This is a genomic window from Cyanobium sp. PCC 7001 (assembly GCF_000155635.1).
Classification (GTDB): Bacteria; Cyanobacteriota; Cyanobacteriia; order PCC-6307; family Cyanobiaceae; genus NIES-981.
Map to the genome: position 1 here is coordinate 1,489,302 of NZ_DS990556.1, position 21,768 is coordinate 1,511,069.

27 protein-coding genes and 1 tRNA gene are annotated in these 21,768 nt (G+C 67.8%); 25 read left to right on the top strand and 3 right to left on the bottom strand.

Annotated features, from left to right (window positions below; genetic code table 11):
* Window positions 1–3: 3 nt before the first annotated feature.
* The 11 genes from CPCC7001_RS07380 (at window position 4) to CPCC7001_RS07430 (ending at window position 7,760) form a co-directional block, all read left to right on the top strand.
* A complete protein-coding gene (locus tag CPCC7001_RS07380) occupies window positions 4–99 on the top strand; it encodes a photosystem II reaction center protein T (protein ID WP_043368769.1) in 96 nt (31 codons plus the stop codon).
* Between the two features lie 182 nt (window positions 100–281).
* Window positions 282–767, top strand: coding sequence for a transcriptional regulator NrdR (gene nrdR / locus CPCC7001_RS07385; RefSeq protein ID WP_043368772.1), 486 nt, complete (start codon window positions 282–284; stop codon window positions 765–767).
* Window positions 768–891: 124 nt separating this feature from the next.
* Window positions 892–1,947, top strand: a complete 1,056-nt coding sequence (locus tag CPCC7001_RS07390) for a 30S ribosomal protein S1 (protein WP_006911328.1) — start codon at window positions 892–894, stop codon at window positions 1,945–1,947.
* 8 nt (window positions 1,948–1,955) lie between these two features.
* Window positions 1,956–2,738, top strand: coding sequence for an HAD family hydrolase (locus CPCC7001_RS07395; RefSeq protein WP_006910985.1), 783 nt, complete (start codon window positions 1,956–1,958; stop codon window positions 2,736–2,738).
* Between the two features lie 68 nt (window positions 2,739–2,806).
* The gene (metK, locus tag CPCC7001_RS07400) at window positions 2,807–4,057 is read left to right on the top strand and encodes a methionine adenosyltransferase (protein ID WP_006909533.1); all 1,251 of its coding nucleotides are present in this window, start codon (window positions 2,807–2,809) and stop codon (window positions 4,055–4,057) included.
* A gap of 35 nt (window positions 4,058–4,092) precedes the next feature.
* Window positions 4,093–5,385 (top strand): FGGY-family carbohydrate kinase, encoded by a 1,293-nt coding sequence (locus tag CPCC7001_RS07405; protein WP_043368773.1) that lies wholly within the window; start codon window positions 4,093–4,095, stop codon window positions 5,383–5,385.
* 208 nt (window positions 5,386–5,593) lie between these two features.
* Complete coding sequence (locus CPCC7001_RS07410; protein WP_006910349.1) at window positions 5,594–5,866, top strand: DUF2470 domain-containing protein; 273 nt, start codon at window positions 5,594–5,596, stop codon at window positions 5,864–5,866.
* A gap of 56 nt (window positions 5,867–5,922) precedes the next feature.
* On the top strand, window positions 5,923–6,567 hold the full coding sequence (locus CPCC7001_RS07415) for a ComF family protein (protein WP_006909982.1): 645 nt from the start codon (window positions 5,923–5,925) through the stop codon (window positions 6,565–6,567).
* Window positions 6,568–6,597: 30 nt separating this feature from the next.
* Window positions 6,598–6,670, top strand: a tRNA-Phe gene (locus tag CPCC7001_RS07420).
* 180 nt (window positions 6,671–6,850) lie between these two features.
* Window positions 6,851–7,093 (top strand): hypothetical protein, encoded by a 243-nt coding sequence (locus CPCC7001_RS07425; protein ID WP_006911041.1) that lies wholly within the window; start codon window positions 6,851–6,853, stop codon window positions 7,091–7,093.
* Between the two features lie 52 nt (window positions 7,094–7,145).
* The gene (locus CPCC7001_RS07430; RefSeq protein ID WP_006911659.1) at window positions 7,146–7,760 is read left to right on the top strand and encodes a chromophore lyase CpcT/CpeT; all 615 of its coding nucleotides are present in this window, start codon (window positions 7,146–7,148) and stop codon (window positions 7,758–7,760) included.
* Window positions 7,761–7,802: 42 nt separating this feature from the next.
* Here the strand turns inward: CPCC7001_RS07430 and CPCC7001_RS07435 are convergent, their stop codons facing one another.
* Window positions 7,803–8,162, bottom strand: a complete 360-nt coding sequence (locus CPCC7001_RS07435) for a hypothetical protein (RefSeq protein WP_156796724.1) — start codon at window positions 8,160–8,162, stop codon at window positions 7,803–7,805.
* A 349-nt stretch (window positions 8,163–8,511) separates the two neighbouring features.
* On the opposite strand from CPCC7001_RS07435, the gene CPCC7001_RS07440 reads away from it, so the two are divergent.
* The 12 genes from CPCC7001_RS07440 to CPCC7001_RS07495 all read left to right on the top strand — a co-directional run bounded on the left by CPCC7001_RS07440 (window position 8,512) and on the right by CPCC7001_RS07495 (window position 17,198).
* On the top strand, window positions 8,512–9,357 hold the full coding sequence (locus CPCC7001_RS07440) for a phycobilisome rod-core linker polypeptide (RefSeq protein WP_006910713.1): 846 nt from the start codon (window positions 8,512–8,514) through the stop codon (window positions 9,355–9,357).
* Window positions 9,358–9,414: 57 nt separating this feature from the next.
* On the top strand, window positions 9,415–9,684 hold the full coding sequence (locus CPCC7001_RS07445; protein ID WP_006910191.1) for a phycobilisome linker polypeptide: 270 nt from the start codon (window positions 9,415–9,417) through the stop codon (window positions 9,682–9,684).
* Between the two features lie 283 nt (window positions 9,685–9,967).
* Complete coding sequence (locus CPCC7001_RS07450; RefSeq protein WP_006909676.1) at window positions 9,968–10,486, top strand: phycocyanin subunit beta; 519 nt, start codon at window positions 9,968–9,970, stop codon at window positions 10,484–10,486.
* 70 nt (window positions 10,487–10,556) lie between these two features.
* Window positions 10,557–11,045 (top strand): phycocyanin subunit alpha, encoded by a 489-nt coding sequence (cpcA, locus tag CPCC7001_RS07455; RefSeq protein ID WP_006910423.1) that lies wholly within the window; start codon window positions 10,557–10,559, stop codon window positions 11,043–11,045.
* Window positions 11,046–11,337: 292 nt separating this feature from the next.
* Window positions 11,338–12,189, top strand: coding sequence for a phycobilisome rod-core linker polypeptide (locus tag CPCC7001_RS07460; RefSeq protein ID WP_006909798.1), 852 nt, complete (start codon window positions 11,338–11,340; stop codon window positions 12,187–12,189).
* Between the two features lie 393 nt (window positions 12,190–12,582).
* Window positions 12,583–13,101: a phycocyanin subunit beta gene (locus tag CPCC7001_RS07465; RefSeq protein ID WP_006909676.1), complete on the top strand. Its 519-nt coding sequence runs from the start codon at window positions 12,583–12,585 to the stop codon at window positions 13,099–13,101.
* 70 nt (window positions 13,102–13,171) lie between these two features.
* Entirely contained in the window at window positions 13,172–13,660 is a 489-nt protein-coding gene (gene cpcA / locus CPCC7001_RS07470; RefSeq protein ID WP_006910423.1) for a phycocyanin subunit alpha, read from the top strand.
* Between the two features lie 301 nt (window positions 13,661–13,961).
* Complete coding sequence (locus CPCC7001_RS07475) at window positions 13,962–14,480, top strand: phycocyanin subunit beta (protein WP_006909676.1); 519 nt, start codon at window positions 13,962–13,964, stop codon at window positions 14,478–14,480.
* A 70-nt stretch (window positions 14,481–14,550) separates the two neighbouring features.
* Complete coding sequence (gene cpcA / locus CPCC7001_RS07480) at window positions 14,551–15,039, top strand: phycocyanin subunit alpha (protein WP_006910423.1); 489 nt, start codon at window positions 14,551–14,553, stop codon at window positions 15,037–15,039.
* Window positions 15,040–15,220: 181 nt separating this feature from the next.
* Window positions 15,221–16,045: a HEAT repeat domain-containing protein gene (locus tag CPCC7001_RS07485; RefSeq protein WP_006910157.1), complete on the top strand. Its 825-nt coding sequence runs from the start codon at window positions 15,221–15,223 to the stop codon at window positions 16,043–16,045.
* Entirely contained in the window at window positions 16,042–16,713 is a 672-nt protein-coding gene (locus CPCC7001_RS15150) for a HEAT repeat domain-containing protein (protein ID WP_006910624.1), read from the top strand. The genes CPCC7001_RS07485 and CPCC7001_RS15150 overlap by 4 nt, the downstream gene beginning before the upstream one ends.
* Entirely contained in the window at window positions 16,710–17,198 is a 489-nt protein-coding gene (locus tag CPCC7001_RS07495; protein ID WP_156796725.1) for a low molecular weight protein-tyrosine-phosphatase, read from the top strand. Before CPCC7001_RS15150 ends, CPCC7001_RS07495 begins: the two co-directional genes overlap by 4 nt.
* 10 nt (window positions 17,199–17,208) lie before the next feature.
* Here the strand turns inward: CPCC7001_RS07495 and CPCC7001_RS07500 are convergent, their stop codons facing one another.
* Together CPCC7001_RS07500 and CPCC7001_RS07505 are read right to left on the bottom strand one after the other, a co-directional pair.
* Window positions 17,209–18,708: a bifunctional pantoate--beta-alanine ligase/(d)CMP kinase gene (locus CPCC7001_RS07500; protein WP_369699360.1), complete on the bottom strand. Its 1,500-nt coding sequence runs from the start codon at window positions 18,706–18,708 to the stop codon at window positions 17,209–17,211.
* Between the two features lie 148 nt (window positions 18,709–18,856).
* A complete protein-coding gene (locus CPCC7001_RS07505; RefSeq protein ID WP_006911789.1) occupies window positions 18,857–19,375 on the bottom strand; it encodes a septal ring lytic transglycosylase RlpA family protein in 519 nt (172 codons plus the stop codon).
* Window positions 19,376–19,825: 450 nt separating this feature from the next.
* Here CPCC7001_RS07505 and purM point away from each other — a divergent pair, with 450 nt between their 5' ends.
* Complete coding sequence (purM, locus tag CPCC7001_RS07510; RefSeq protein ID WP_006911361.1) at window positions 19,826–20,863, top strand: phosphoribosylformylglycinamidine cyclo-ligase; 1,038 nt, start codon at window positions 19,826–19,828, stop codon at window positions 20,861–20,863.
* A 232-nt stretch (window positions 20,864–21,095) separates the two neighbouring features.
* Window positions 21,096–21,752, top strand: coding sequence for a hypothetical protein (locus CPCC7001_RS07515; protein ID WP_006910373.1), 657 nt, complete (start codon window positions 21,096–21,098; stop codon window positions 21,750–21,752).
* Window positions 21,753–21,768 lie beyond the last annotated feature (16 nt).

Below are 21,768 nucleotides of genomic sequence, written 5' to 3' on the forward strand. Positions count from 1 at the left end.
CCCATGGAGAGCTTCGCCTACATCCTGATCCTCACGCTGGCCCTGGCCACCCTGTTCTTCGCCATCGCCTTCCGCGATCCTCCGAAGATCGGCAAATAAGGCCCCACTGAAGGCCGGATCATCCGCCTCGTTGTTCCTGCCCCCGGTTGCTCCGGGGGCTTTTTTTTGCCTGCAACGCCGAAAGGCACGGCTGAGTGGAGCAGCACGGTCCAACTTCTCAGCCACTTCTCAATTGGAGATGGGCTGCTTAAACTTCCATAACTCCACCCGGATCGACGGGGATGCAATGCCCCTCCTGCCAACACACCGACAGCCGGGTTCTGGAGTCCCGTGCGGCGGATGCCGGGCGCAGTGTGCGGCGGCGGCGGGAATGCCTCAACTGCGAGTTCCGCTTCACCACCTACGAGCGGGTGGAAACGGTGCCGATCACGGTGATCAAGCGCAGCGGAGCCCGTGAGGCCTTCAACCGCGGCAAGCTCCTCCACGGCCTGCTGCGCGCCTGCGAGAAGACCGGGCTCGAACCGGCCCGCCTCGAGGTGGTGGTGGACGAGATCGAACTGGCGCTGCAGCAACGCACGGGCCGGGAGGTGAGCAGCGCCGAGATCGGTGAGCTCGTGCTGCAACAACTGGCCGAGATGAGTGAGGTGGCCTACGTGCGTTTCGCCTCGGTGTACCGCCAGTTCCAGGGCATCAGCGACTTCATCGCCACCCTGGAGGGGCTGCACCGCCGCACCACCAAGCCTTCGGCCCTGGCGGCCGTGGGCTGACACAGCCTGGCGCAGCCCCGGATCAGGGCGGGGTGCGTTGTTACGATGGCGGATCGCGATAAAGCCGCTGGCGGGCGGTTTGGTCGTTCCCCTTCGCACTGCCCCGGGCAGGCCGCCATCCACCATGACCGTGACCCCTTCCGACATCAGCAGCACCGAGGCCGATCTCGACCTGGCCGCTGAAGCGGCAGCCGATCTCGACCTCGCCATTCCGGAAGAGGTACCGACGGCCGATGACCCCAGCAGCCGGGCCGCGACGCGCGACCTCGACGGCGTCGGCTTCACCCTGGATGAGTTCGCCGCTCTGCTGAGCAAGTACGACTACAACTTCAAGCCCGGCGACGTCGTCAACGGCACCGTGTTCGCCCTGGAATCCAAGGGCGCCATGATCGACATCGGCGCCAAGACAGCGGCCTTCATGCCGCTCCAGGAGGTGTCGATCAACCGCGTGGAAGGGCTCAGCGACGTGCTGGAGCCCGGCGAGATCCGCGAATTCTTCATCCTCAGCGAGGAGAACGAGGACGGCCAGCTCACCCTCTCGATCCGCCGGATCGAATACCAGCGCGCCTGGGAGCGCGTGCGTCAGCTGCAGAAGGAGGACGCCACCATCTACTCCGAGGTGTTCGCCACCAACCGCGGTGGTGCCCTGGTGCGGGTCGAGGGGCTTCGGGGCTTCATCCCCGGCAGCCACATCAGCACCCGCAAGGCCAAGGAGGAGCTGGTGGCCGACTTCCTGCCCCTCAAGTTCCTGGAGGTGGACGAGGAGCGCAACCGGCTGGTGCTCAGCCACCGCCGCGCCCTGGTGGAGCGCAAGATGAACCGCCTCGAGGTGGGCGAAGTGGTGCTCGGCACCGTGCGCGGCATCAAGCCCTACGGCGCCTTCATCGACATCGGTGGGGTCAGCGGCCTGCTGCACATCTCCGAGATCAGCCACGAGCACATCGAGACCCCCCACACGGTGCTCAATGTGAATGATCAGATGAAGGTGATGATCATCGATCTCGATGCGGAGCGCGGCCGGATCTCCCTCTCCACCAAGGCCCTGGAACCGGAACCCGGCGACATGCTCACCGATCCCCAGAAGGTGTTCGACAAGGCCGAGGAGATGGCCGCCCGCTACAAGCAGATGCTGCTCGAGCAGGCCGAGGACAACGAACCGATGGGTGTCACCCTCGACTGACCTCCCCTGTGGCCCAGCTCCTGCTTCGGGGTGAGCCGCTCGCGGATGTGGACGCCGTCCTGTTCGACAAGGACGGCACCCTCTCCATCAGCGAGCCCAGCCTCCTCGCCCTGGCCAACGCCAGGGTTTTTCATTGCGATCAGCTGTTGCGGCAGCAGCAGGCGGACCTGCACGGCCGGCTGGGGTCCGAGCTGCGTGATCTGCTGACGCGGGCCTACGGGCTGCGCGGCGACGGACTTGATCCCGCCGGCACCACGGCCGTGGCCAGCCGTGCCCACAACCTGATCTCAACGGCCACCGCCCTGGCCCAGCTGGGGCTGGGCTGGCCGGAAGCCCTGGAGCTGGCGGAGGCCACCTTCCTGGCGACGGACCATCTGCAGGGCGAGGGCAGCGCCCACCGCGCCGAAGCCACCGAAGGCCTCCATGCCCTGGTGGAGCGGCTGGCGAACGCCACGGTGCGCTGCGCCGTGATCAGCAACGATGACGTGTCCGGCATCGAGACGTTCCTTGCCAGCCAGGGAATCCGCCGGCATTTCCAGGCGATCTGGAGCGCGGAGCACAGTCCCCGCAAGCCGGATCCCGCCGCGGTGCTGGCCCTCTGCCGTGAGCTGGGGGTCGAGCCCGGGCGCTGCCTGCTGATCGGCGATGCGAACAGCGACCTGCTCATGGCCCGCCGGGCCGGGCTTGCCCAGGCCCTGGGGTACCTGGCGGGATGGCGCAGCGAGCCCCCGCTCGATGCCTCCTTTCCCCGGATGCGGCACTGGGAGGACCTGGAGGTGCAGCTGCCCTGAGTGGATGCCGCGGCCCCTTCGGGCGCGGCATCACGCCATAAGCTGTGGGCCCCGTCAGGCCGCACGCCATGAGCAGGTACGTGTTCACCTCCGAGTCCGTGACGGAGGGGCACCCCGACAAGATCTGCGACCAGGTGAGCGATGCGGTGCTCGATGCCCTGCTCGCCGAGGATCCCGCCTCCCGGGTGGCCTGCGAAACCGTGGTGAACACCGGGCTCTGCCTGATCACCGGCGAGGTGACCACCACGGCGCGGGTGGACTTCAACACGCTCGTGCGCAGCGTGATCGAGCAGATCGGCTACACCGGAGCCAGGGCCGGCGGCTTTGACGCCCATGGCTGCGCCGTGCTGGTGGCCCTGGATCAGCAGTCTCCCGACATCGCCCAGGGCGTGGACGAAGCCGACGACCACGACGGGGATCCCCTCGACAAGGTGGGAGCAGGGGACCAGGGGATCATGTTCGGCTTCGCCTGCGACGAAACCCCAGAGCTGATGCCGCTTCCCATCAGCCTGGCCCACCGTCTGGCCCGCCGCCTGGCGGAGGTGCGCCACGACGGCACCCTCGGCTACCTGCTCCCCGATGGCAAGACCCAGGTGAGCGTGGTCTACGAGGACAACCGGCCCGTGGCCATCGACACGATCCTGATCTCGACCCAGCACACTGCCGAGATCGATGGGGTGAGCGAGGAAAAGGCGCTGCGGGAGCGGATCGCGGCCGACCTCTGGGCCCACGTGGTGCTGCCAGCCACGGCGGATCTGAGCCTCAGGCCCAGTGCCGACACCACCCGCTTCCTGGTGAATCCCACCGGCAAGTTCGTGGTGGGCGGCCCCCAGGGGGATGCGGGCCTCACGGGCCGCAAGATCATCGTGGACACCTACGGAGGCTATGCCCGCCACGGCGGTGGCGCCTTCTCCGGCAAGGACCCCACCAAGGTGGACCGCTCGGCCGCCTACGCCGCCCGCTACGTGGCCAAGGCCCTGGTGGCCGCCGGCCTGGCCCGCAAGGCCGAGGTGCAACTCAGCTATGCCATCGGTGTGGCCAAACCGGTGAGTGTCCTGGTGGAGAGCTTCGGCACCGGCACCCTCAGCGATGCCGAGCTCACCACCCTGGTGCAACGGCACTTCGACCTGCGGCCAGGGGCCATCATCGAAACCTTCGGGCTGCGTGAGCTGCCGCAACAGCGCGGTGGCCGCTTCTACCAGGACGTGGCGGCCTACGGCCACTTCGGACGGAGTGACCTGCGGCTGCCATGGGAAGACGTGCAGTCCATCGCTGCCGTGCTCAGGGACGCCAGCCGTTCCCTGGCTGCAGCCGCCTGAGCCCGGGCCGGCTGGCCCCCCGCTGATCCCAGCCCATGCCCCCAAGCCTCCCCTGTGCCCTCGGCCTCGACCTCGGCACGAGCGGGCTCCGACTGGTGGTGGTTGATGGGGCCGGCAACCCGGTGCTCGAGCAGGCCTCGGCCTACCCCGCCCCCTTCGAGGACCCTCGGGGATGGCGCCAGGGCTTTCAGCAGCTGTGCGGCCGGATCCCCCTCGAATGGCGCCGCAGCATCGGCGCGATCGCTGTGGATGGCACCTCCGGCACCCTGCTGCTCTGCCGTCACGACGGCAGCCTGCTGGAGGGCACTCTGGCGCGGGCTCTCCCCTACGCCCAGGTCTGCCCTGAGCAGGCGGCCGCGGCCGCGGCGATCGCCGGCGCCCCGCCCGGCCAGGCAGGTCCTGCGGCCAGTGCCAGCGGCAGCCTGGCCCGCGCTCTTCGCCTGCTGGAGCATGCCGCCGGTGCCGCCGAGCCCCTGCTCCTGCGCCACCAGGCCGACTGGCTGATGGGTTGGCTGCTGGGGGACTGGCAGTGGGGGGAGGCCGGCAACAACGTGCGGCTCGGCTGGAACCTGGAAACAGGGCAGTGGGGCGGCCGGATCGCCGAGCAGCCCTGGAGCGCGGCCCTGCCGCGGATCTGCGACTCCGGCACGGTGCTGGGAACCCTGGCCCCAGCGGCAGCCCGCGCACTGGGACTGCCCCGGGAGTGCCGGGTCGTGGCCGGCAGCACCGATGCCAACGCCGGTGTGCTGGCCGCCGACCCAGGCCCCGAGGACGGCGTCACCGTGCTGGGCACCACCCTGGTGCTGAAGCAGTTCGTGGAGCGGCCCCTGCATGGCTCCGGCATCAGTTGCCACCGGGTGGCGGGCCGCTGGCTGGTGGGTGGGGCCTCCAACAGTGGGGCAGGGGTGCTGGCCCGGTTCTTCAGCCCCGGGCAGCTGGAGGAACTGAGCCGCCAGATCGACCCGGCCCGGCCCACGGGCCTGGAGCTCCGCCCCCTGCCCGGCCGGGGAGAGCGCTTCCCGGTGGATGACCCCGCCCTGGAGCCGGTGCTGGACCCCAGGCCGGTGAGTGACGCGCTCTACCTGCAGGCGCTGCTGGAAGGCCTGGCCACCATCGAGCAGGCGGGCTGGCAGACACTTGCCGCCCTCGGTGCGCCTCCCATCCGTCGCGTCATCACCCTGGGGGGGGGCGCCCGCAACCCCCAGTGGCGCCGCCTGCGCGAGCAGCGCCTGGGGGTGCCCGTGCTCAACCGCGCCGGCCTCTCCGCCGCCCTCGGCATGGCCAGACTGGCCGCATCCAAGCTCGGGACTTCCCTCGGCCCACCATGAACGAACGTCTGCGCACCTGGATCTCGATGACCCTGTTCGTGGTGCTGGCGGGCTATGTCGGCTTCAGTGCCATCCGACTCGCCCTGCTGCTCTGGCAGCGATTCGCCATGGCCTGAGCCAGGCTCCGGTTCACCACGCCGCGTCCGAACGCCGTGCATTGCGCCACGGTCGGGCCAGACCCCTTCCCTTCTCCACTCCACCACCAGCCATGTCCGCCGACCCCCTCACCGCCGCCGTGAGCGAGCGCATCTGCAAGCACATGAACGACGACCACGCCGATGCGGTGCTCAGCTACGCACGCCACTACGGGGGCATTCAGCAGGCCGACCAGGCGCGCATGCTGGCGATCCACCCGGACGCCATGGAACTGGAGGTGGATGGTGCCACCATCCGCGTGCCCTTCGACCACACCCTCGGCGACAGCGAAGACGCCCACCGCACGCTGGTGGCGATGCTGCGCGCCCTGCCCGGACCCGCCTGAGCAGCCCGCCCTGGCCAGGGGCCTGTGGCAACGCTGCCATCAGTGGCTGTGCTGCGATGCTTTCCACCCTGCGGCAGAGCCTGGCCAGCCTGCTGCCACTGGAGTGGCTGATCCGGGGGTTGGATGGCGTCCACGCGCCTGGATCCGCGCCGCTGCTGCAGCCCTCCATCCAGGGGGAACAACCGTTGCCCTGGTGGGCCGCGGGGCTCTACGAAGCCGGCCTGCGGCGCCAGCTCCTGGGGCTGCGGCGTGACCTCCAACCCCGGCGCCTGCTGCCGCTGGTGCGGCGGCTGGCGGCCACCCTCCAGGACGATCCGGGCCTGTCCACGCTGGGGGCCACGCCCCTGCTGGTGCCCATACCCAGCTGGAAGAGCCGGGCCAACCCCCTGCCACCCCTCCTCGCCCGCCAGCTCTCCTGCCAGCTGCACTGGCCCCTGGCCCCCCTGCTGGCCAGGAGCAGGCCGGTGCTCGGGCAGCACCGTCTCAACCGGGAGCTGCGCTGGGCCAACCAGCAAGGGGCCTTTCACTGTCTGGTGTCGGCACGGGCGGATTCGCGCGGCCGCCGGCCCGTGCTGCTGCTCGATGACATCCTCACCACCGGGGCCACCGCCTGCAACGCGGCGGCCAGCCTGGAGGAGGCCGGCTGGCGGACACTGGGCATGGCCTGTCTGGCGCGAACCCCGGAGCAGCGCAGGCCGTGATCTAAGATCCCCGTGCCGCCGAGGCGGCGGGCCGGGATAGCTCAGTTGGTAGAGCAGGCGACTGAAAATCGCCGTGTCCCCAGTTCAAATCTGGGTCCTGGCATCATCAACCAAGGGAACCAGCCCGGCGGGGTTGAATCGTGGGCTGGACCCATCCAGCAGCACCGCAGTGAGCCGTGGAGCACGCCTGCCCCGATGCCGATGCCGCCGGTCCTGGGTGCTGTGAAGGACACCGAGAGTGCTAGGACTCGCCTGTTCCAGGACCCAACCGGACGCTCCAGCCATGGCCCCGATCCGTGAGCCTGCCGGCAGCTCTTCCCAGGTGTTCAACAACGCCGACAGCTTTGCCCAGGCCTTCGATGAGGCCTGGAAGCAGCTGAGCCGCACTGGCCGCAGCCCGGAGCTGGACCGGGAGGCCAGCCTTGCCGCCGTGCTGGAGCAGCTCGCCGACCACCCCTTCCGCCGCAGCTCCCCCGAACTGGCGGAACAAGTGGCGCAATTCCGGCTGAGACTGCTCGGGCTCTGAGGCTCCAGCCAAGGCCAGGGTCCTAACTTGACCGCAGCGCAGTTGAACCCCGGTGGTGATCGGCACAGCCTCCTCCTTGAGTCGACTGGTGCAGCTGCTGTGCGCAGGCTTCAGCAACCAGCAGCAGGCCTTCGACAACCCTCCTCTCTACGCCCACATCCTGGTGAAGATGCGGCCGCTTCCCCAGCTCGCCCCGGGATCGCTGCTGCTGGAGCAGAGCTACGCGATCAATCCGGCGGCGCCCTACCGGATCCGGGTGCTGCGGGCGGAGCGGCAGGGCGATGGCCTGGTGATCCACAACCAGGCCCTGGCCGATGACCAGCGCTTCTGGGGGGCGGTGGAGAACGACGAACTGCGCAGCCGCATCAGCGCCGCTGACCTGCGCCCCCTGGAGGGATGTGCCTACGTGGTGCGCGAGCACGCGGATGGATTCATCGGCGAAGTGGAGCCCGGCTGCCGCTGCCTGGTGGAACGCAAGGGACAGTCCACCTACCTGGTGAGCCGGCTGGAGCTCGATGCCCTGGGCATGCGCACCATCGACACCGGCCATGACCCCCAATCCCACGCTCAGGTGTGGGGGTCCCTGGCGGGACCATTCGAGTTCAGCCGCACAAACGACTACAGCCACGAAATCCCCGCTGCCTGGCACGACGCCTTCCAGCAGTGATCAGCTCCCGCACCTCATGGTGCGTGGGATCCGGGCTCGCGCTCAGGCCGTGAGCTGATCGGCCAGGTCATCCATGAAGGGCTGCTCGCCGTCCTCGGGGAAGGGGTCGTCGATCGGCCCCTGTTCTGGCTGCATGTCCGGCCCGGCATGACAGGGATGCACGGGGGACAGACCCCGCCTGCCGGGTTCGTCGAGTCCCTGCAGCAGGGCCTCCACCCGGCTCAAGCGCTCTTCCGTGTCATCGAGACGCAGATCGGTACCGTCCGCCGGGTGGGGTGAAGCAGCCAGCTCGCGCCAGCTCTGGACCTCCTGGTGATGCGTCTCCAGGCGCTCCTCCAGCTCCAGGAGGCGTACCGTGAGTGTCTCCAGCACTTCAGAGAGGGTGTTGAGCTGGGAGGCCACCCGATCCACGAGGGGTTGCTGGAGGTGTTGCTCGCCCGGGCTCGGGGGGCCGGAACCTTGAGGCCCGGAGGGATGATCCGCCGCGTCCACACCCATGGCTCCACACCGCTGGTGCCGTGATGGTATCGATCCCCGAAGCAGGCGCCAGACCCCAAGGCCGCCGCCGCCACGGGCTGCCACGGATGTAACGATTCTGAAAACCTGGCCATGGGGCCGCGACCGGCCCATAGGATCTGCTGATGCAGCCGTTGGCACCGTCGTTTATCGCTGTCCATCGCTGCACCGTGCGGTTGGCCAGCCCTGGCGGCCAACGGCCCCGACGCGTTTTCTCCCCAACGGCCTCACGCCCATGACTCTCGCCAACGCTGCCTACCTGGGCATCGAGCGTTTCGCCAACGATCGCACCAAAGAGAACTGGACCAATGCCTCGGAAAACGACAAGGCACTCCTGATTCGGGCGGTCTACAAGCAGGTGCTTGGCAACCAGTACGTGATGAAGAGCGAGCGGCTGGAAGGCCCTGAGTCGCTGTTCAAGCGGGGTTACCTCAGTGTCCGCGAGTTCGTGCGTCAGGTGGCCAAGAGTGGGCTCTACAAGCAGAAGTTCTTCGAAAACTGCAATCCCTATCGCTTCATCGAGCTGAACTTCAAGCATCTGCTGGGCCGTGCGCCTCAGAACAAGGCGGAGATGCTCCATCACTTCACCATCCTGCAGGAGCAGGGCTTCGACGCCGAAATCGACTCCTACATCGACAGCGCCGAATACCAGGAGCGCTTTGGCGAAGAGGTCGTTCCCTACCTGCACGGGTTCAACTACAACTCCGGCCAGCAGGGCCTGCAGTTCTCCTACATGCTCCAGCTCACCCGGGGAGTCGGAGCCTCTGTGCGGGGTGATCTGCTCAAGACCCAGTCCCGTCTGAATCCGGCCGTGCATGCCGAGCAGCCGCTGCCCGTCGTCAGCCCCAATGCCAAAGGCGCGGTGTTCCGCAAAGTGGCCACCGATGGTGTCACCCGGCAGGGCGTGGGTGCCGGCGAAGAGGGCCGCACCTTCCGGGTGGAAATTTCAGGCTTCAACAACTATCGCCTGCACAAGCGCAGCAACCGGGTTCGCTTCATTCCCTTCAGCAAGCTGCTGCAGTACCAGCAGCAGATCCACCGCGAAGGTGGCCGGATCGCCAGCATCACCCCTGTGAACTGACGTCCAGGCGAAACCCGTCCCGCCCAACCCCCACGTTCCCTCGCTCCCCATTCAGCCATGAAAGTCTCTGCAGGAACTCGCGGCACCAGTTTCACCAGCGGCCGGCAGGTCACCTTCACGGTCACCGGCCTGGCCAACAACGACTATTCCCGCACGGCGGACATGGTGATGAATGTGCCCTACACCCGCATGAACGAAACCATGCGGCTGGTTCAGCGGATGGGCGGCAAGATCACCGGCGTCACCGTCAACGGTGGCGATCTGGTGGGACCAGGCACCAAGGTGGCTCCTGCCCGCAAAAAGAGCCAGTCGAAGAGTGAAGGCTGACCAACCACCGTTCAGGCCCTGCGGCTCGGCCCCCGGGATCCGGGGGCTTTTTCGTGGCCGGCGCCCCTTTAACCCTGGCTCGCATCACGGCCGGACGCGAGGGCCCGAGCGGACGCCTCAGGCCGCCGTGAAGGGGTGACCGTTTGTAAACACAGCCCTCAGCGAGCAGCAGACCTGTCAACAATGGACAGGTCAAGTTGACAAGCGCCTGACATCCGCAGAGCTTGCACGACCTGGCACCTTTCACCCTCCCCGACTCTTCGTCGAGACCAGGAGTTCCTCAATGTTCGACGCCTTCACCAAGGTTGTAGCCCAGGCTGATGCCCGCGGCGAATTCATCAATGCCGGTCAGATTGACGCCCTCTCGGCGATGGTCGGCGACAGCTTCAAGCGCATGGACACGGTGAACCGCATCACCTCCAATGCCTCCAAAATCGTCACCAACGCCGCTCGCGATCTCTTCGATTCGCAGCCCGCTCTGATCGCCCCCGGCGGTAACGCCTACACCCATCGCCGCATGGCCGCCTGCCTGCGCGACATGGAGATCGTTCTCCGCTACGTCACCTACGCCATCTTCACCGGCGACGCCTCCGTCCTGGAAGACCGCTGCCTCAATGGCCTGCGTGAAACCTATCTCGCCCTCGGCGTCCCCGGCGCTTCCGTGGCAGAAGGCATCCGCAAGATGAAGGACGCCGCCATCGCCATCGCCAACGACCGCAACGGCATCACCCCCGGCGACTGCTCCGCTCTCATGAGCGAAGTCGGCACCTACTTCGACCGCGCCGCCGCCGCTGTCGGCTGATCGGCTCCGATCCCAAGGTCTTCCCTGACCTCTCCTTGATCAACGGTTCCACCTTCTTCCTTTCTCTCCCATGAAGACCCCCCTCACCGAGGCCGTCGCCGCCGCCGATTCCCAGGGACGCTTTCTCTCCAACACCGAGCTGAACGCCGCCTTCGGTCGCTTCGAGCGCGCCGCCAACGCCCTGAGCGCCGCCAAGGCCCTCACCGCCAAGGCCGACGAACTCGTCAACGGCGCTGCCCAGGCCGTTTACAACAAGTTCCCCTACACCACCCAGATGCAGGGCAGCAACTACGCCTCCGACTCCCGCGGCAAAGCCAAGTGCGCCCGCGACATCGGCTACTACCTCCGCATGGTCACCTACTGCCTGGTGGCCGGCGGCACCGGCCCCATGGATGAGTACCTGATCGCCGGTCTCGATGAGATCAACCGCGCTTTCGAACTCTCCCCCTCCTGGTACGTCGAGGCCCTCAACTACATCAAGGCCAACCACGGCATCTCCGGCGACCCCGGTGTCATCGCCAACAACTACATCGACTACGCCATCGCCGCCCTCGTCTGAGGCCAGCCCTGGGGTTCCCCCAGTCCAACCCTCACGACGCCAGGAACAGCAGAATCAACTCCTGTTCCTGCCGCGATCTTCTTCCAGCCCCCTCTCAGGGGGCTTTTTTCTTGCCGGCCCGATGGCACACCCATCCAGCACAAGCAGAGACCAGGCTGCCGTCTCCCTTCAAAACGCTCCAACCTGTGCTGTGAAGCTTGCTGTCGGCCCCGCGATGGTGCAGGGAAATGCCCATAGGCTTTCATTACATGCGCCCATGTCTCGGCGCAGTCTCCCTTTCCTTCACCCCGCCATGCCCCTTCTCAATGCCTCGCACCTTGGAATTGAGCGTTTCAGTGGTGATCGCAACAAAGAAAATTGGAGCGTCAGTTCCCAGGAAGACAAAGCCAGCCTGATTCGCGCCGTTTACAAGCAGGTGCTTGGCAATCAATACATCATGCAGAGCGAAAGACTCACACAGACAGAGTCGCTGTTCAAACATAATCTCCTCAGCGTTCGGGAATTCGTGAGGCAGATCGCAAAGAGCGGCCTCTACCGCAGCAAGTTCTTTGAAAACTGCAACCCGTATCACTTCATTGAGCTGAACCACAAGCATCTGCTGGGCCGTGCTCCGAACAACAAGGCCGAGATGCTGCATCACTTCACCATTCTCCAGGAGCAGGGCTACGACGCCGAGATCGATTCCTACATCGACAGCAGCGAGTACCAGCAACGTTTCGGAGAAGAAACGGTGCCTTACGTGCACGGGTGGGATTACTCCAGCGGCCAGGAGGGCCGGCAGTTCTCCTGGCTGATGCAACTGGCCCGGGGTGTCGCCGCCTCCGTGAAAGGGGATACCGCAGGCACCAACTTCCGGCTCGGCAAAGCCCTCCACCAGGATCGGGCGGTGCCCGTGGTGAGCCCGAACGCCAAAGGGGCCGGCTACCAACCCACCCAGGTGGCCAATGAGTCCATCACCACCATGGCCCGCGGCATCGGCCAGAAGGCCAGGGTCTACCGGGTCGAAGTGACCGGTCTGAACAACTACCGGCTGCACAAGCGCGCCAGCACAGCCCGTTTCGTGACCTTCGACAAACTGCTGGAAACCCAGCAGATGATCCACCGGCAGGGCGGTCGCGTGGCCAGTGTGACTCCGGTGAACTGAGCACCATACCGGGCACAGTCTGAGCACCGTCGGGCTCAGACCTGTCCTGACCCCAGCCTCGCCTCCTCGGGCGACACCCTGGCGATGACCCTTCGTAACGCTGGCCCCCGCCAGCCGGGGTGCTTCCTCAACAATGGTCGGGTGCTTTGCGCGTCATGTCCGATCGTGCCCCCTCACGCACCGGACATGGCACCAGGCCTGGAAGCACCTGTTCCGCAGGGGCTTTCGCAGCAGCGGCTTCATCGCCGGCCGAGGTCCACCCGGTCGGGTCTCGCCCCGGGTCAGGGCCCAGGGTCAGGGCCATCAGCCAGTGATCCGCCCCCGGCGGCCCACGCCATCAGGCCTGAAACTCTTTAGCCACACGCTTCCTCCCTCTCAACCAGGAGTTCTTCCATGTTCGACGCCTTCACCAAGGTTGTAGCCCAGGCTGATGCCCGCGGCGAATTCATCAATGCCGGTCAGATTGACGCCCTCTCGGCGATGGTCGGCGACAGCTTCAAGCGCATGGACACGGTGAACCGCATCACCTCCAATGCCTCCAAAATCGTCACCAACGCCGCTCGCGATCTCTTCGATTCGCAGCCCGCTCTGATCGCCCCCGGCGGTAACGCCTACACCCATCGCCGCATGGCCGCCTGCCTGCGCGACATGGAGATCGTTCTCCGCTACGTCACCTACGCCATCTTCACCGGCGACGCTTCCGTCCTGGAAGACCGCTGCCTCAATGGCCTCCGTGAAACCTATCTCGCCCTCGGCGTCCCCGGCGCTTCCGTGGCAGAAGGCATCCGCAAGATGAAGGACGCCGCCATCGCCATCGCCAACGACCGCAACGGCATCACCCCCGGCGACTGCTCCGCTCTCATGAGCGAAGTCGGCACCTACTTCGACCGCGCCGCCGCCGCTGTCGGCTGATCGGCTCCGATCCCAAGGTCTTCCCTGACCTCTCCTTGATCAACGGTTCCACCTTCTTCCTTTCTCTCCCATGAAGACCCCCCTCACCGAGGCCGTCGCCGCCGCCGATTCCCAGGGACGCTTTCTCTCCAACACCGAGCTGAACGCCGCCTTCGGTCGCTTCGAGCGCGCCGCCAACGCCCTGAGCGCCGCCAAGGCCCTCACCGCCAAGGCCGACGAACTCGTCAACGGCGCTGCCCAGGCCGTTTACAACAAGTTCCCCTACACCACCCAGATGCAGGGCAGCAACTACGCCTCCGACTCCCGCGGCAAGGCCAAGTGCGCCCGCGACATCGGCTACTACCTCCGCATGGTCACCTACTGCCTGGTGGCCGGCGGCACCGGCCCCATGGATGAGTACCTGATCGCCGGTCTCGATGAGATCAACCGCGCTTTCGAACTCTCCCCCTCCTGGTACGTCGAGGCCCTCAACTACATCAAGGCCAACCACGGCATCTCCGGCGACCCCGGTGTCATCGCCAACAACTACATCGACTACGCCATCGCCGCCCTCGTCTGAGGCCAGCCCTGGGGTTCCCCCAGTCCAACCCTCACGACGCCAGGAACAGCAGAATCAACTCCTGCTCCTGCCGCGATCTTCTTCCAGCCCCCTCTCAGGGGGCTTTTTTCTTGCCGGCCCGATGGCACACCCATCCAGCTCCAGAGGAGGGAAGGCTGGATGGGTGACCCTTTGTGAACTGACGCGATTCGCGGCCAGGAGTTGATCACAATGGCCCAGTGCACCGCACGACGGGCGGCATCACGCCATCCGCCACGTTCCTTTCCCTTCCCGACCCTTCGTCGAGACCAGGAGTTCCTCAATGTTCGACGCCTTCACCAAGGTTGTAGCCCAGGCTGATGCCCGCGGCGAATTCATCAATGCCGGTCAGATTGACGCCCTCTCGGCGATGGTCGGCGACAGCTTCAAGCGCATGGACACGGTGAACCGCATCACCTCCAATGCCTCCAAAATCGTCACCAACGCCGCTCGCGATCTCTTCGATTCGCAGCCCGCTCTGATCGCCCCCGGCGGTAACGCCTACACCCATCGCCGCATGGCCGCCTGCCTGCGCGACATGGAGATCGTTCTCCGCTACGTCACCTACGCCATCTTCACCGGCGACGCTTCCGTCCTGGAAGACCGCTGCCTCAATGGCCTCCGTGAAACCTATCTCGCCCTCGGCGTCCCCGGCGCTTCCGTGGCAGAAGGCATCCGCAAGATGAAGGACGCCGCCATCGCCATCGCCAACGACCGCAACGGCATCACCCCCGGCGACTGCTCCGCTCTCATGAGCGAAGTCGGCACCTACTTCGACCGCGCCGCCGCCGCTGTCGGCTGATCGGCTCCGATCCCAAGGTCTTCCCTGACCTCTCCTTGATCAACGGTTCCACCTTCTTCCTTTCTCTCCCATGAAGACCCCCCTCACCGAGGCCGTCGCCGCCGCCGATTCCCAGGGACGCTTTCTCTCCAACACCGAGCTGAACGCCGCCTTCGGTCGCTTCGAGCGCGCCGCCAACGCCCTGAGCGCCGCCAAGGCCCTCACCGCCAAGGCCGACGAACTCGTCAACGGCGCTGCCCAGGCCGTTTACAACAAGTTCCCCTACACCACCCAGATGCAGGGCAGCAACTACGCCTCCGACTCCCGCGGCAAGGCCAAGTGCGCCCGCGACATCGGCTACTACCTCCGCATGGTCACCTACTGCCTGGTGGCCGGCGGCACCGGCCCCATGGATGAGTACCTGATCGCCGGTCTCGATGAGATCAACCGCGCTTTCGAACTCTCCCCCTCCTGGTACGTCGAGGCCCTCAACTACATCAAGGCCAACCACGGCATCTCCGGCGACCCCGGTGTCATCGCCAACAACTACATCGACTACGCCATCGCCGCCCTCGTCTGAGGCCAGCCCTGGGGTTCCCCCAGTCCAACCCTCACGACGCCAGGAACAGCAGAATCAACTCCTGCTCCTGCCGCGATCTTCTTCCAGCCCCCTCTCAGGGGGCTTTTTTCTTGCCTGGCGTCACACACCCGCCAGACGGACTGCGATCATCGACAGCAGCTGTCCGCAGCCGACATCATCCATGGCCAGCACCGAGAGTGCCCCGAGGGCCGGCGAACCCATCAGCGAGGCCGAAGCCCTGGCCCGGTTGCGCCAGTCGGAGGATCCCTCCCAGCAGTACTACGCCGCCTGGTGGGTGGGTCGGATGCGCAGCCGACATCCGGACACCGTGCCCCTGCTGCAGGCGTGCCTGCGCCAGCGCCGTCCACGCGATCCGGGCGCCGGCGTGGAGGAGAACGCCGTGGCCCGCAATGCGGCCCGCTCCCTCGGCAAGCTCGGGCCCTCGGCCCGGGTGGCGATCCCGGATCTGCTGGACACGCTGGACGACGCAGACCATGGCTTGCGCGAAGCGGCGGCGCGTTCGCTCGGACAACTGGGCGCCGTGGAGGCGGTGGCTCCGCTCTGCCGTCGCCTGGCCAGCGGCCCCGAAGGTGCGGGCGCCCAGGAACCCGGCAGCCCCAGGCTTGTGGAACCCTGCGAGGCCCTGCTGGAGGCCCTGGGGGAAATCGGTGTGGCGCTGCCGGAGGTGATGGCCGTGGTGGAGCCGTTCGTGGACCATCCCCGCCCACTGATCCGCAGCGCCGCCGCCCGCACCCTGCTGCAACTCAGCGGAGAGGGGCGCTGGGGGGCGCTGCTGCTGGAGCTGCTCGACCATCCCCAGCTGCAGGTGCGACGAGCGGCCCTGATGGACCTGGGTGCAGCGGGCTGGCGGCCTGCCCACCAGGCCATCAGCAGCACGCTGGCGGAGAACAGTCTGAAGCTGATCGCCCTGCGTGGCCTGGTGGAGCGCGGGCAGGGAGAGCCGGGCGAGGAGCAGCTGCTGGCCTGCATGGATGCCCTGCTGTGAGCGGCCTGAGCTCCGTACCCCTCTCCGGTTCCGATGGCACGGTGGCGGCCCTGATCGCCGCCGTTGAACAGGCCGGCAGCAGCGATGCCCTGGTGGTGGCCACCCGGGCCCTGGCCGGTTGCGGCGACCAGCGGGCAGCCCCCACCCTGGTGGAGGTGCTCGGCTTCAACAACCCCGGTGCCGCCGTGGCGGCGGTGGAGGGGCTGATCACCCTGGGGGGAGCCGCCGTGGAGGCCCTGCTGCGCCTGGACGCCGAGAACTACGGCGCCAGGGCCTGGGCCGTGAGGGCCCTGGCCGGCATCGGCGACGTGCGGGGGCTGGAGCTCCTGGTGGACGCGCTCGGAACCGATGTGGCGGCCAGTGTGCGGCGCGCTGCGGCGCGGGGCCTCGGCCAGTTGGATCTCGGAGCGCTGGAGCCGCTGGAGCGCCGCTCGGTGCGGGAGCAATGCCTCGAGGCCCTCCTGGCCGCGACCGCCGATGGGGAGTGGGTTGTGCGCTACGCCGTGGCGGTGGGACTGGAATCGCTGGCCGCGGAATTGCCGGAGCCGGATGCCCAGAGGCAGCGGAGCGTGGCTGGCCTGCTCCGCCTGGCCGAGGCCAGCGACGAGAACCCCCGGGTGGTGCAACTGCGGGCAGAGTTGGCGCTGCAACGCCTCGAGACACCGTGAGCGAGCCCACGCGCGTGCTGTTCGTCTGCCTGGGGAACATCTGCCGGTCCCCCGCCGCTGAGGGCGTGTTCCTTCACCTGGTGGCCCAGCAGCGGCTGGAGGATCAGTTCCTGGTCGACTCCGCCGGCACCGGCGGCTGGCACGCCGGCAAACCGGCGGATCGCCGCATGCGGGCCGCCGCCGCCGGCCGCGGCCTCACCCTCACCAGCAGGGCGCGCCAGCTGGAGCTGGCGGATCTCACCAGCTTCGATCACATCCTCACGATGGACGCCGACAACCTGGCCGAGGTGCGCGGGCTGAGCATGGAGCTGGGCTCCCGCCAGGACCTGGCCAGGATCGAACCCCTCACCCGCTACTGCCGGGAGCACCGCGCCGAGGCCGTGCCCGATCCCTACTACGGCGGGCCCGAAGGCTTCGAGCGGGTGCTCGATCTGTTGTTCGACGCCTGCCAGGGCCTGCTGGAGCATCTGCGGCCCAGGCCCTGACCGTTGCACCTCAGGCGCTGCCTTCTGGCGGTTCCGGCCAGGCGTCATGGGGCACCTGCGCGCGGAACAGGTCCAGCAGGGCCTCGATCACCGCGTCGATGCCCATGCCGTCCGTGACCAGTTCCACCGCATCGTGCGCCATCCGGAGGGGGGCCACGGCGCGCGTGGAATCCCGGTGATCCCGCTCGGCGATCTGGGCCTCCAGCTCGGCCATGGCCGGCACGGCGAAACCCCGCTCCCGGAGGTCGTGGGCACGGCGTCTGGCCCGCTCGGCCACGGTGGCGGTAAGGAACACCTTGAGGTCGGCTTCAGGGAACACCGCGGTGCCGATGTCCCGTCCCTCCGCCACCAGGCCGCCGCGGGTGCCCATGGCCTGCTGCTGGGCCGTGAGGGCGTCCCGCACGCAGCCATGGGCCGCCACGAGGGACACCTCGGCGGTGACCTCGGGGCTGCGGATGGCCTCGGTGATGTCGTGGCCCTGCAGCAGCACCCGCTGCTCGCTCCCCGTGCCTTGGAAGCCCAGTTGCAGATCCGCCAGCTGGGGGGCCACCGCCGCGGCATCGGAGCGGTCAACCCCCTGACGCTGCAGCCACCAGGTGACGGCCCGGTACATGGCGCCGGTGTCGAGATACACGAGGCCGAGCCTGCGGGCGAAGGCACGGGTCACCGTGCTCTTGCCGGCTCCGGCGGGGCCGTCGATGGCAACGATCGGGGCGCGACTCATCAGGAAGGTGTGATCGATCAGCCGCGCCGATCCACAGTGGACCGCCGCCGCCAGGACAGACAACCCTGACAGCCGGTGGACCGGCTGCAGGGTGTGGGCTTCGACCCACTGGGTGTAGTCCACCCGCAGGCCCTGCTCCTCCAGCAGGTTGCGCAGCAGGGTGGCCGGGGGATCGCAACGCTGGGGATCCTGCCGGGCCAGCCGGGCCACCGCCTCCAGGGCCCTGGGCAGAACCGCCGCCTGCCGCCGCTCCGACGCGCAGAGATAGCGGTTGCGGGAGCTGCAGGGCAACCCATCCGGCTCCCGCACGGTGCCCACGCCCTCCACCTGAACGGGCAGGCCCAGGTCGGCGATCACCCGGCGCAGGATCACCAGCTGCTGCCAGTCCTTCTCCCCCAGCCAGAGGCGGGAGGGGCGCACCAGGGCCAGGAGCCGGGCCACCACGGTGGCCACCCCCTCGAAATGACCCGGACGGCACGGCCCGCAGAGGGTCTGGGTGAGGCTGTCCGGCGGCAGGATCCGGGTGATCGCCGTCACCCCGCCCGCAAACAGAGCCCCAGCCTCAGGAGCGAACAGGGCGGCTGCCCCTGCGGCAGCGGCGCGCTCCACGTCGGCACCGAGATCCCGCGGGTAGTGCTCGAAATCCTCCCCCGGCCCGAACTGGAGCGGATTGACGAACACGCTCACGAGCACCGGCGGCATTTCACCGGCCCTGGCCCTGGCGGCGGCCCGGATCAGCGCCCCGTGGCCCCGATGCAGCGCCCCCATCGTGGGCACGAAGTGCAGCGGGGAAGACTGCTGCCGGCGCCAAGCCCGCAGGGCTTCTGGGGTTTGGAGCAGTTGCACGGGAGCCCAGGCCAAAAAAAACCACCCGCAAGCAGGCGGGTGGCGGAATCATGCCGGTCCGATGGGCTTGCCCTGACCGGCGCGGCGATCAGCGCAGCACTTCCAGCTTCACCGGAGCCAGACCACTGGCGGTGAGACCCACCTCGGAGGCGGCACCGTGGGCCAGATCGATCACGCGGTTGCCGTGGAACGGACCACGGTCGTTGATGCGCACGACGGTGGAGCGGCCGTTGCGGAGGTTGGTCACCCGCACCTTCGTGCCGAAAGGAAGGGTGCGGTGGGCAGCGGTGAGGGTGCCGCGGCGGAAGCGTTCGCCACTGGCGGTGCGGCGGCCGTAGAAGCCGGGGCCATACCAGCTGGCCTGACCACGGATCACCTTGACGACGGCCGGGGTGCTGGTGGCGATGCGCACCGGGGGAGCAATCTGTTGCAGCCCTTCAACCGGTGCGGGAGTGGAGTCGGCGTCACGAATGGCCAGAGGGGTGGCTGGGGCAGCCGACGCCACTGACGGGGACTCGGCAGCCCGGGCAGGTTCCGCGATGCCTGGAACCAGGGCGCTGCTGGCGAGAGTGAGGGCGATGGCCCCGAGCGAGAAGGTTCGGTGCATAACAAGCGGAACCCGCTGCAGAACAGCAACCTCGAGAAAGGTTCGAAGGCGTTGGATTCGCTTGGCCCTGGTTCAGTCTCCGAGAGCGGTGACAGAAACCACCGCGGCCGGATATGGACGTGATTAGCGGCCGAATGGGTAGCGAATTCGCCTGCGGAGTTCCTGACCAGAAAACAACTGCGCAAAGGTAGTGGCATTTCCACCGGTTTTCTGCCATCGGGATGGAGGCGAAGACTGATCAGTTTTTGTCATCAAACACGACTCCCGAGCCCAGGCCTGGGGTTACCCATCCCAGACCCATTCACACTGATCAGCCAGTCCGATCAATGAAATAAGCCACACTGATTCAAGCTTGTGCCAATCCAGCGGCTGTCCGGCAGCGGTGGTCACGCCGCAGCCGCCTCCCCCCGGCATCGGAGGATTCCCCCATCACAGACCGGGGTTCGAGGCATGGATTACCGCACGGCCGGGGTGGACGTGGCAGCAGGCCGGGCCTTCGTGGATCGGATCCGCTCCAGCGTGGAGGCCACCCACCGCCCAGAGGTGCTGGGCGGCCTGGGCGGATTCGGCGGGCTCTGCCGCCTGCCGAGCGGCCTCAGCCAACCCTTGCTGGTGGCCGGCACCGATGGTGTCGGCACCAAGCTGGAGCTCGCCCAGGCCCATGGCCGCCACCATGACGTGGGCATCGACCTGGTGGCGATGTGCGTCAACGACGTGATCACCAGCGGCGCCGAGCCCCTCTTCTTTCTGGATTACATCGCCACCGGCAGGCTCAGTCCAGAGGCGATGGCCGCGGTGGTGGAGGGCATTGCCGAGGGATGCCGCCAAAGCGGCTGCGCCCTGCTGGGAGGGGAAACGGCCGAGATGCCCGGTTTCTACGGCCCTGGCCGCTATGACCTGGCCGGGTTCTGCGTGGCCGTGGTGGAGGAGGCCGCGTTGATCGACGGCAGCCGCATCCAGGCCGGCGATGCGATCCTTGCGGTGGCCAGCAGCGGCGTGCACAGCAACGGCTTCAGCCTCGTGCGCCGGATCCTGGAAGCCAGTGGTGCCACGGCCTCGACCCCGCTGCCCGGCAGCGACCGGGGGCTCCTCGACGCGCTGCTGACCCCGACCCGTCTGTATGGCGATCTCGTGAAGGCCCTGCTGAAGGCGCCGGTGCCCGTGCGGGGCATGGCCCACATCACCGGCGGCGGGCTGCCGGAGAACCTGCCCCGCTGCCTTCCTTCCGGCGTGGAGGCGCGGGTGGATCCGAGCAGCTGGGAGCGGCCGCCGGTGTTCCGCTGGCTGCAGGCGGCGGGGGAGGTGCCGGAGAGCGACCTCTGGAACACCTTCAATCTGGGGGTGGGCTATTGCCTGGTGGTGCCTCCGGAGGCCGAGGAGGCTGCGCTCGCCTGCTGCGCGGCGGCCGGCCACGCCGCCTGGCGGCTGGGCGAGGTGCTGGCGGGCGGAGCCGAGGACAGCTCCGGGATCAGCGGGCTGCCGCTCTGATCGACGCAGGCAGCGCCTGCCTGCAGGCCCCGACGGATTGCCGAACAGCGCCTGGCTGGATCCCTGCCAGCTTCGCTGGCAGATTGGCCCTGCTGCTGCCCAGGATTTCCATCCACCCGGGCCGGGCCCACCCCGACGACCCAAACCCTCCCAAACCCTCCCGGAAAGCGCGTGTCCGGAACATCTCCAGCGACAGGGTGTGCCCGCGTCACGCCGTTCCACGCCATACCGCATGAATAAGCCGCAAACCTCCTTCACCACCGGGCAACGCATCACCCGGCGCCGCAGCTCGGCCGGCCCCCTGCCCCCGACCCGGCCGGTCCGCCCCAGGGATGGCCATCCCCATGGCGTTCGGGGCGGCCTGCGGCCCACGTTTCTGACCCTGCGGGACCACGGCAAGGTCTACGTGGCTGACCTGCCCCGGCTCTCCGACGGGCAACTGGCCCACATCGCCAAGGAGGCCAGGGAGGTGCTGGAGAGCCTGCTGCGGCGCCTCGCTGAACTGGAGGCCCGTGTCGGCCTCACCCAGGCGGAGCAGGACACGCGCATCCGTGCCTGCACCAAGCGGGATGTGACCGAGCGATTCATCCGCGCCATCGACGAGGAACAGGATCTGCGCCGCAACAACCCGGCCCTGCGCGCGGCCGCCGGTGAATCCCTGGCCCGTGCCTTCATGGAGCTGGCCCGGCACCGCCTGCCCGGCGCCACCTTCGATTCCCTGCTGCAGGAGGCCCTGACGGCCTGCGAGCCGAAGGACCAGCTCCAGACCAAGCTGGCCGATGGCGACGGCCCGGAGGCGGGCGACTCCGGCCGCAGCTTCCCGGTGATGCCGGTGGTGCGCCCCGCAGCCATGCCGGTGGTGCTCACTCCGGCGCCTGCCGGCTCCTGATTCAGCAGCCCCAAGG

What these genes read in the sequence shown, in the direction of transcription:
- CPCC7001_RS07445 (WP_006910191.1), top strand. Translation starts at nt 9,415, where the DNA reads ATGAAAGTCTCTGCAGGAACTCGCGGCACCAGTTTCACCAGCGGCCGG.
- cpcA (WP_006910423.1), top strand. Translation starts at nt 10,557, where the DNA reads ATGAAGACCCCCCTCACCGAGGCCGTCGCCGCCGCCGATTCCCAGGGA.
- cpcA (WP_006910423.1), top strand. Translation starts at nt 14,551, where the DNA reads ATGAAGACCCCCCTCACCGAGGCCGTCGCCGCCGCCGATTCCCAGGGA.
- CPCC7001_RS07515 (WP_006910373.1), top strand. Translation starts at nt 21,096, where the DNA reads ATGAATAAGCCGCAAACCTCCTTCACCACCGGGCAACGCATCACCCGG.
- metK (WP_006909533.1), top strand. Translation starts at nt 2,807, where the DNA reads ATGAGCAGGTACGTGTTCACCTCCGAGTCCGTGACGGAGGGGCACCCC.
- CPCC7001_RS07425 (WP_006911041.1), top strand. Translation starts at nt 6,851, where the DNA reads ATGGCCCCGATCCGTGAGCCTGCCGGCAGCTCTTCCCAGGTGTTCAAC.
- CPCC7001_RS07485 (WP_006910157.1), top strand. Translation starts at nt 15,221, where the DNA reads ATGGCCAGCACCGAGAGTGCCCCGAGGGCCGGCGAACCCATCAGCGAG.
- purM (WP_006911361.1), top strand. Translation starts at nt 19,826, where the DNA reads ATGGATTACCGCACGGCCGGGGTGGACGTGGCAGCAGGCCGGGCCTTC.
- CPCC7001_RS07475 (WP_006909676.1), top strand. Translation starts at nt 13,962, where the DNA reads ATGTTCGACGCCTTCACCAAGGTTGTAGCCCAGGCTGATGCCCGCGGC.
- CPCC7001_RS07380 (WP_043368769.1), top strand. Translation starts at nt 4, where the DNA reads ATGGAGAGCTTCGCCTACATCCTGATCCTCACGCTGGCCCTGGCCACC.
- CPCC7001_RS07415 (WP_006909982.1), top strand. Translation starts at nt 5,923, where the DNA reads ATGCTTTCCACCCTGCGGCAGAGCCTGGCCAGCCTGCTGCCACTGGAG.
- CPCC7001_RS07410 (WP_006910349.1), top strand. Translation starts at nt 5,594, where the DNA reads ATGTCCGCCGACCCCCTCACCGCCGCCGTGAGCGAGCGCATCTGCAAG.
- cpcA (WP_006910423.1), top strand. Translation starts at nt 13,172, where the DNA reads ATGAAGACCCCCCTCACCGAGGCCGTCGCCGCCGCCGATTCCCAGGGA.
- CPCC7001_RS07460 (WP_006909798.1), top strand. Translation starts at nt 11,338, where the DNA reads ATGCCCCTTCTCAATGCCTCGCACCTTGGAATTGAGCGTTTCAGTGGT.
- CPCC7001_RS07405 (WP_043368773.1), top strand. Translation starts at nt 4,093, where the DNA reads ATGCCCCCAAGCCTCCCCTGTGCCCTCGGCCTCGACCTCGGCACGAGC.
- CPCC7001_RS07505 (WP_006911789.1), bottom strand. Translation starts at nt 19,375, where the DNA reads ATGCACCGAACCTTCTCGCTCGGGGCCATCGCCCTCACTCTCGCCAGC.
- CPCC7001_RS07440 (WP_006910713.1), top strand. Translation starts at nt 8,512, where the DNA reads ATGACTCTCGCCAACGCTGCCTACCTGGGCATCGAGCGTTTCGCCAAC.
- CPCC7001_RS07390 (WP_006911328.1), top strand. Translation starts at nt 892, where the DNA reads ATGACCGTGACCCCTTCCGACATCAGCAGCACCGAGGCCGATCTCGAC.
- CPCC7001_RS07465 (WP_006909676.1), top strand. Translation starts at nt 12,583, where the DNA reads ATGTTCGACGCCTTCACCAAGGTTGTAGCCCAGGCTGATGCCCGCGGC.
- nrdR (WP_043368772.1), top strand. Translation starts at nt 282, where the DNA reads ATGCAATGCCCCTCCTGCCAACACACCGACAGCCGGGTTCTGGAGTCC.
- CPCC7001_RS07450 (WP_006909676.1), top strand. Translation starts at nt 9,968, where the DNA reads ATGTTCGACGCCTTCACCAAGGTTGTAGCCCAGGCTGATGCCCGCGGC.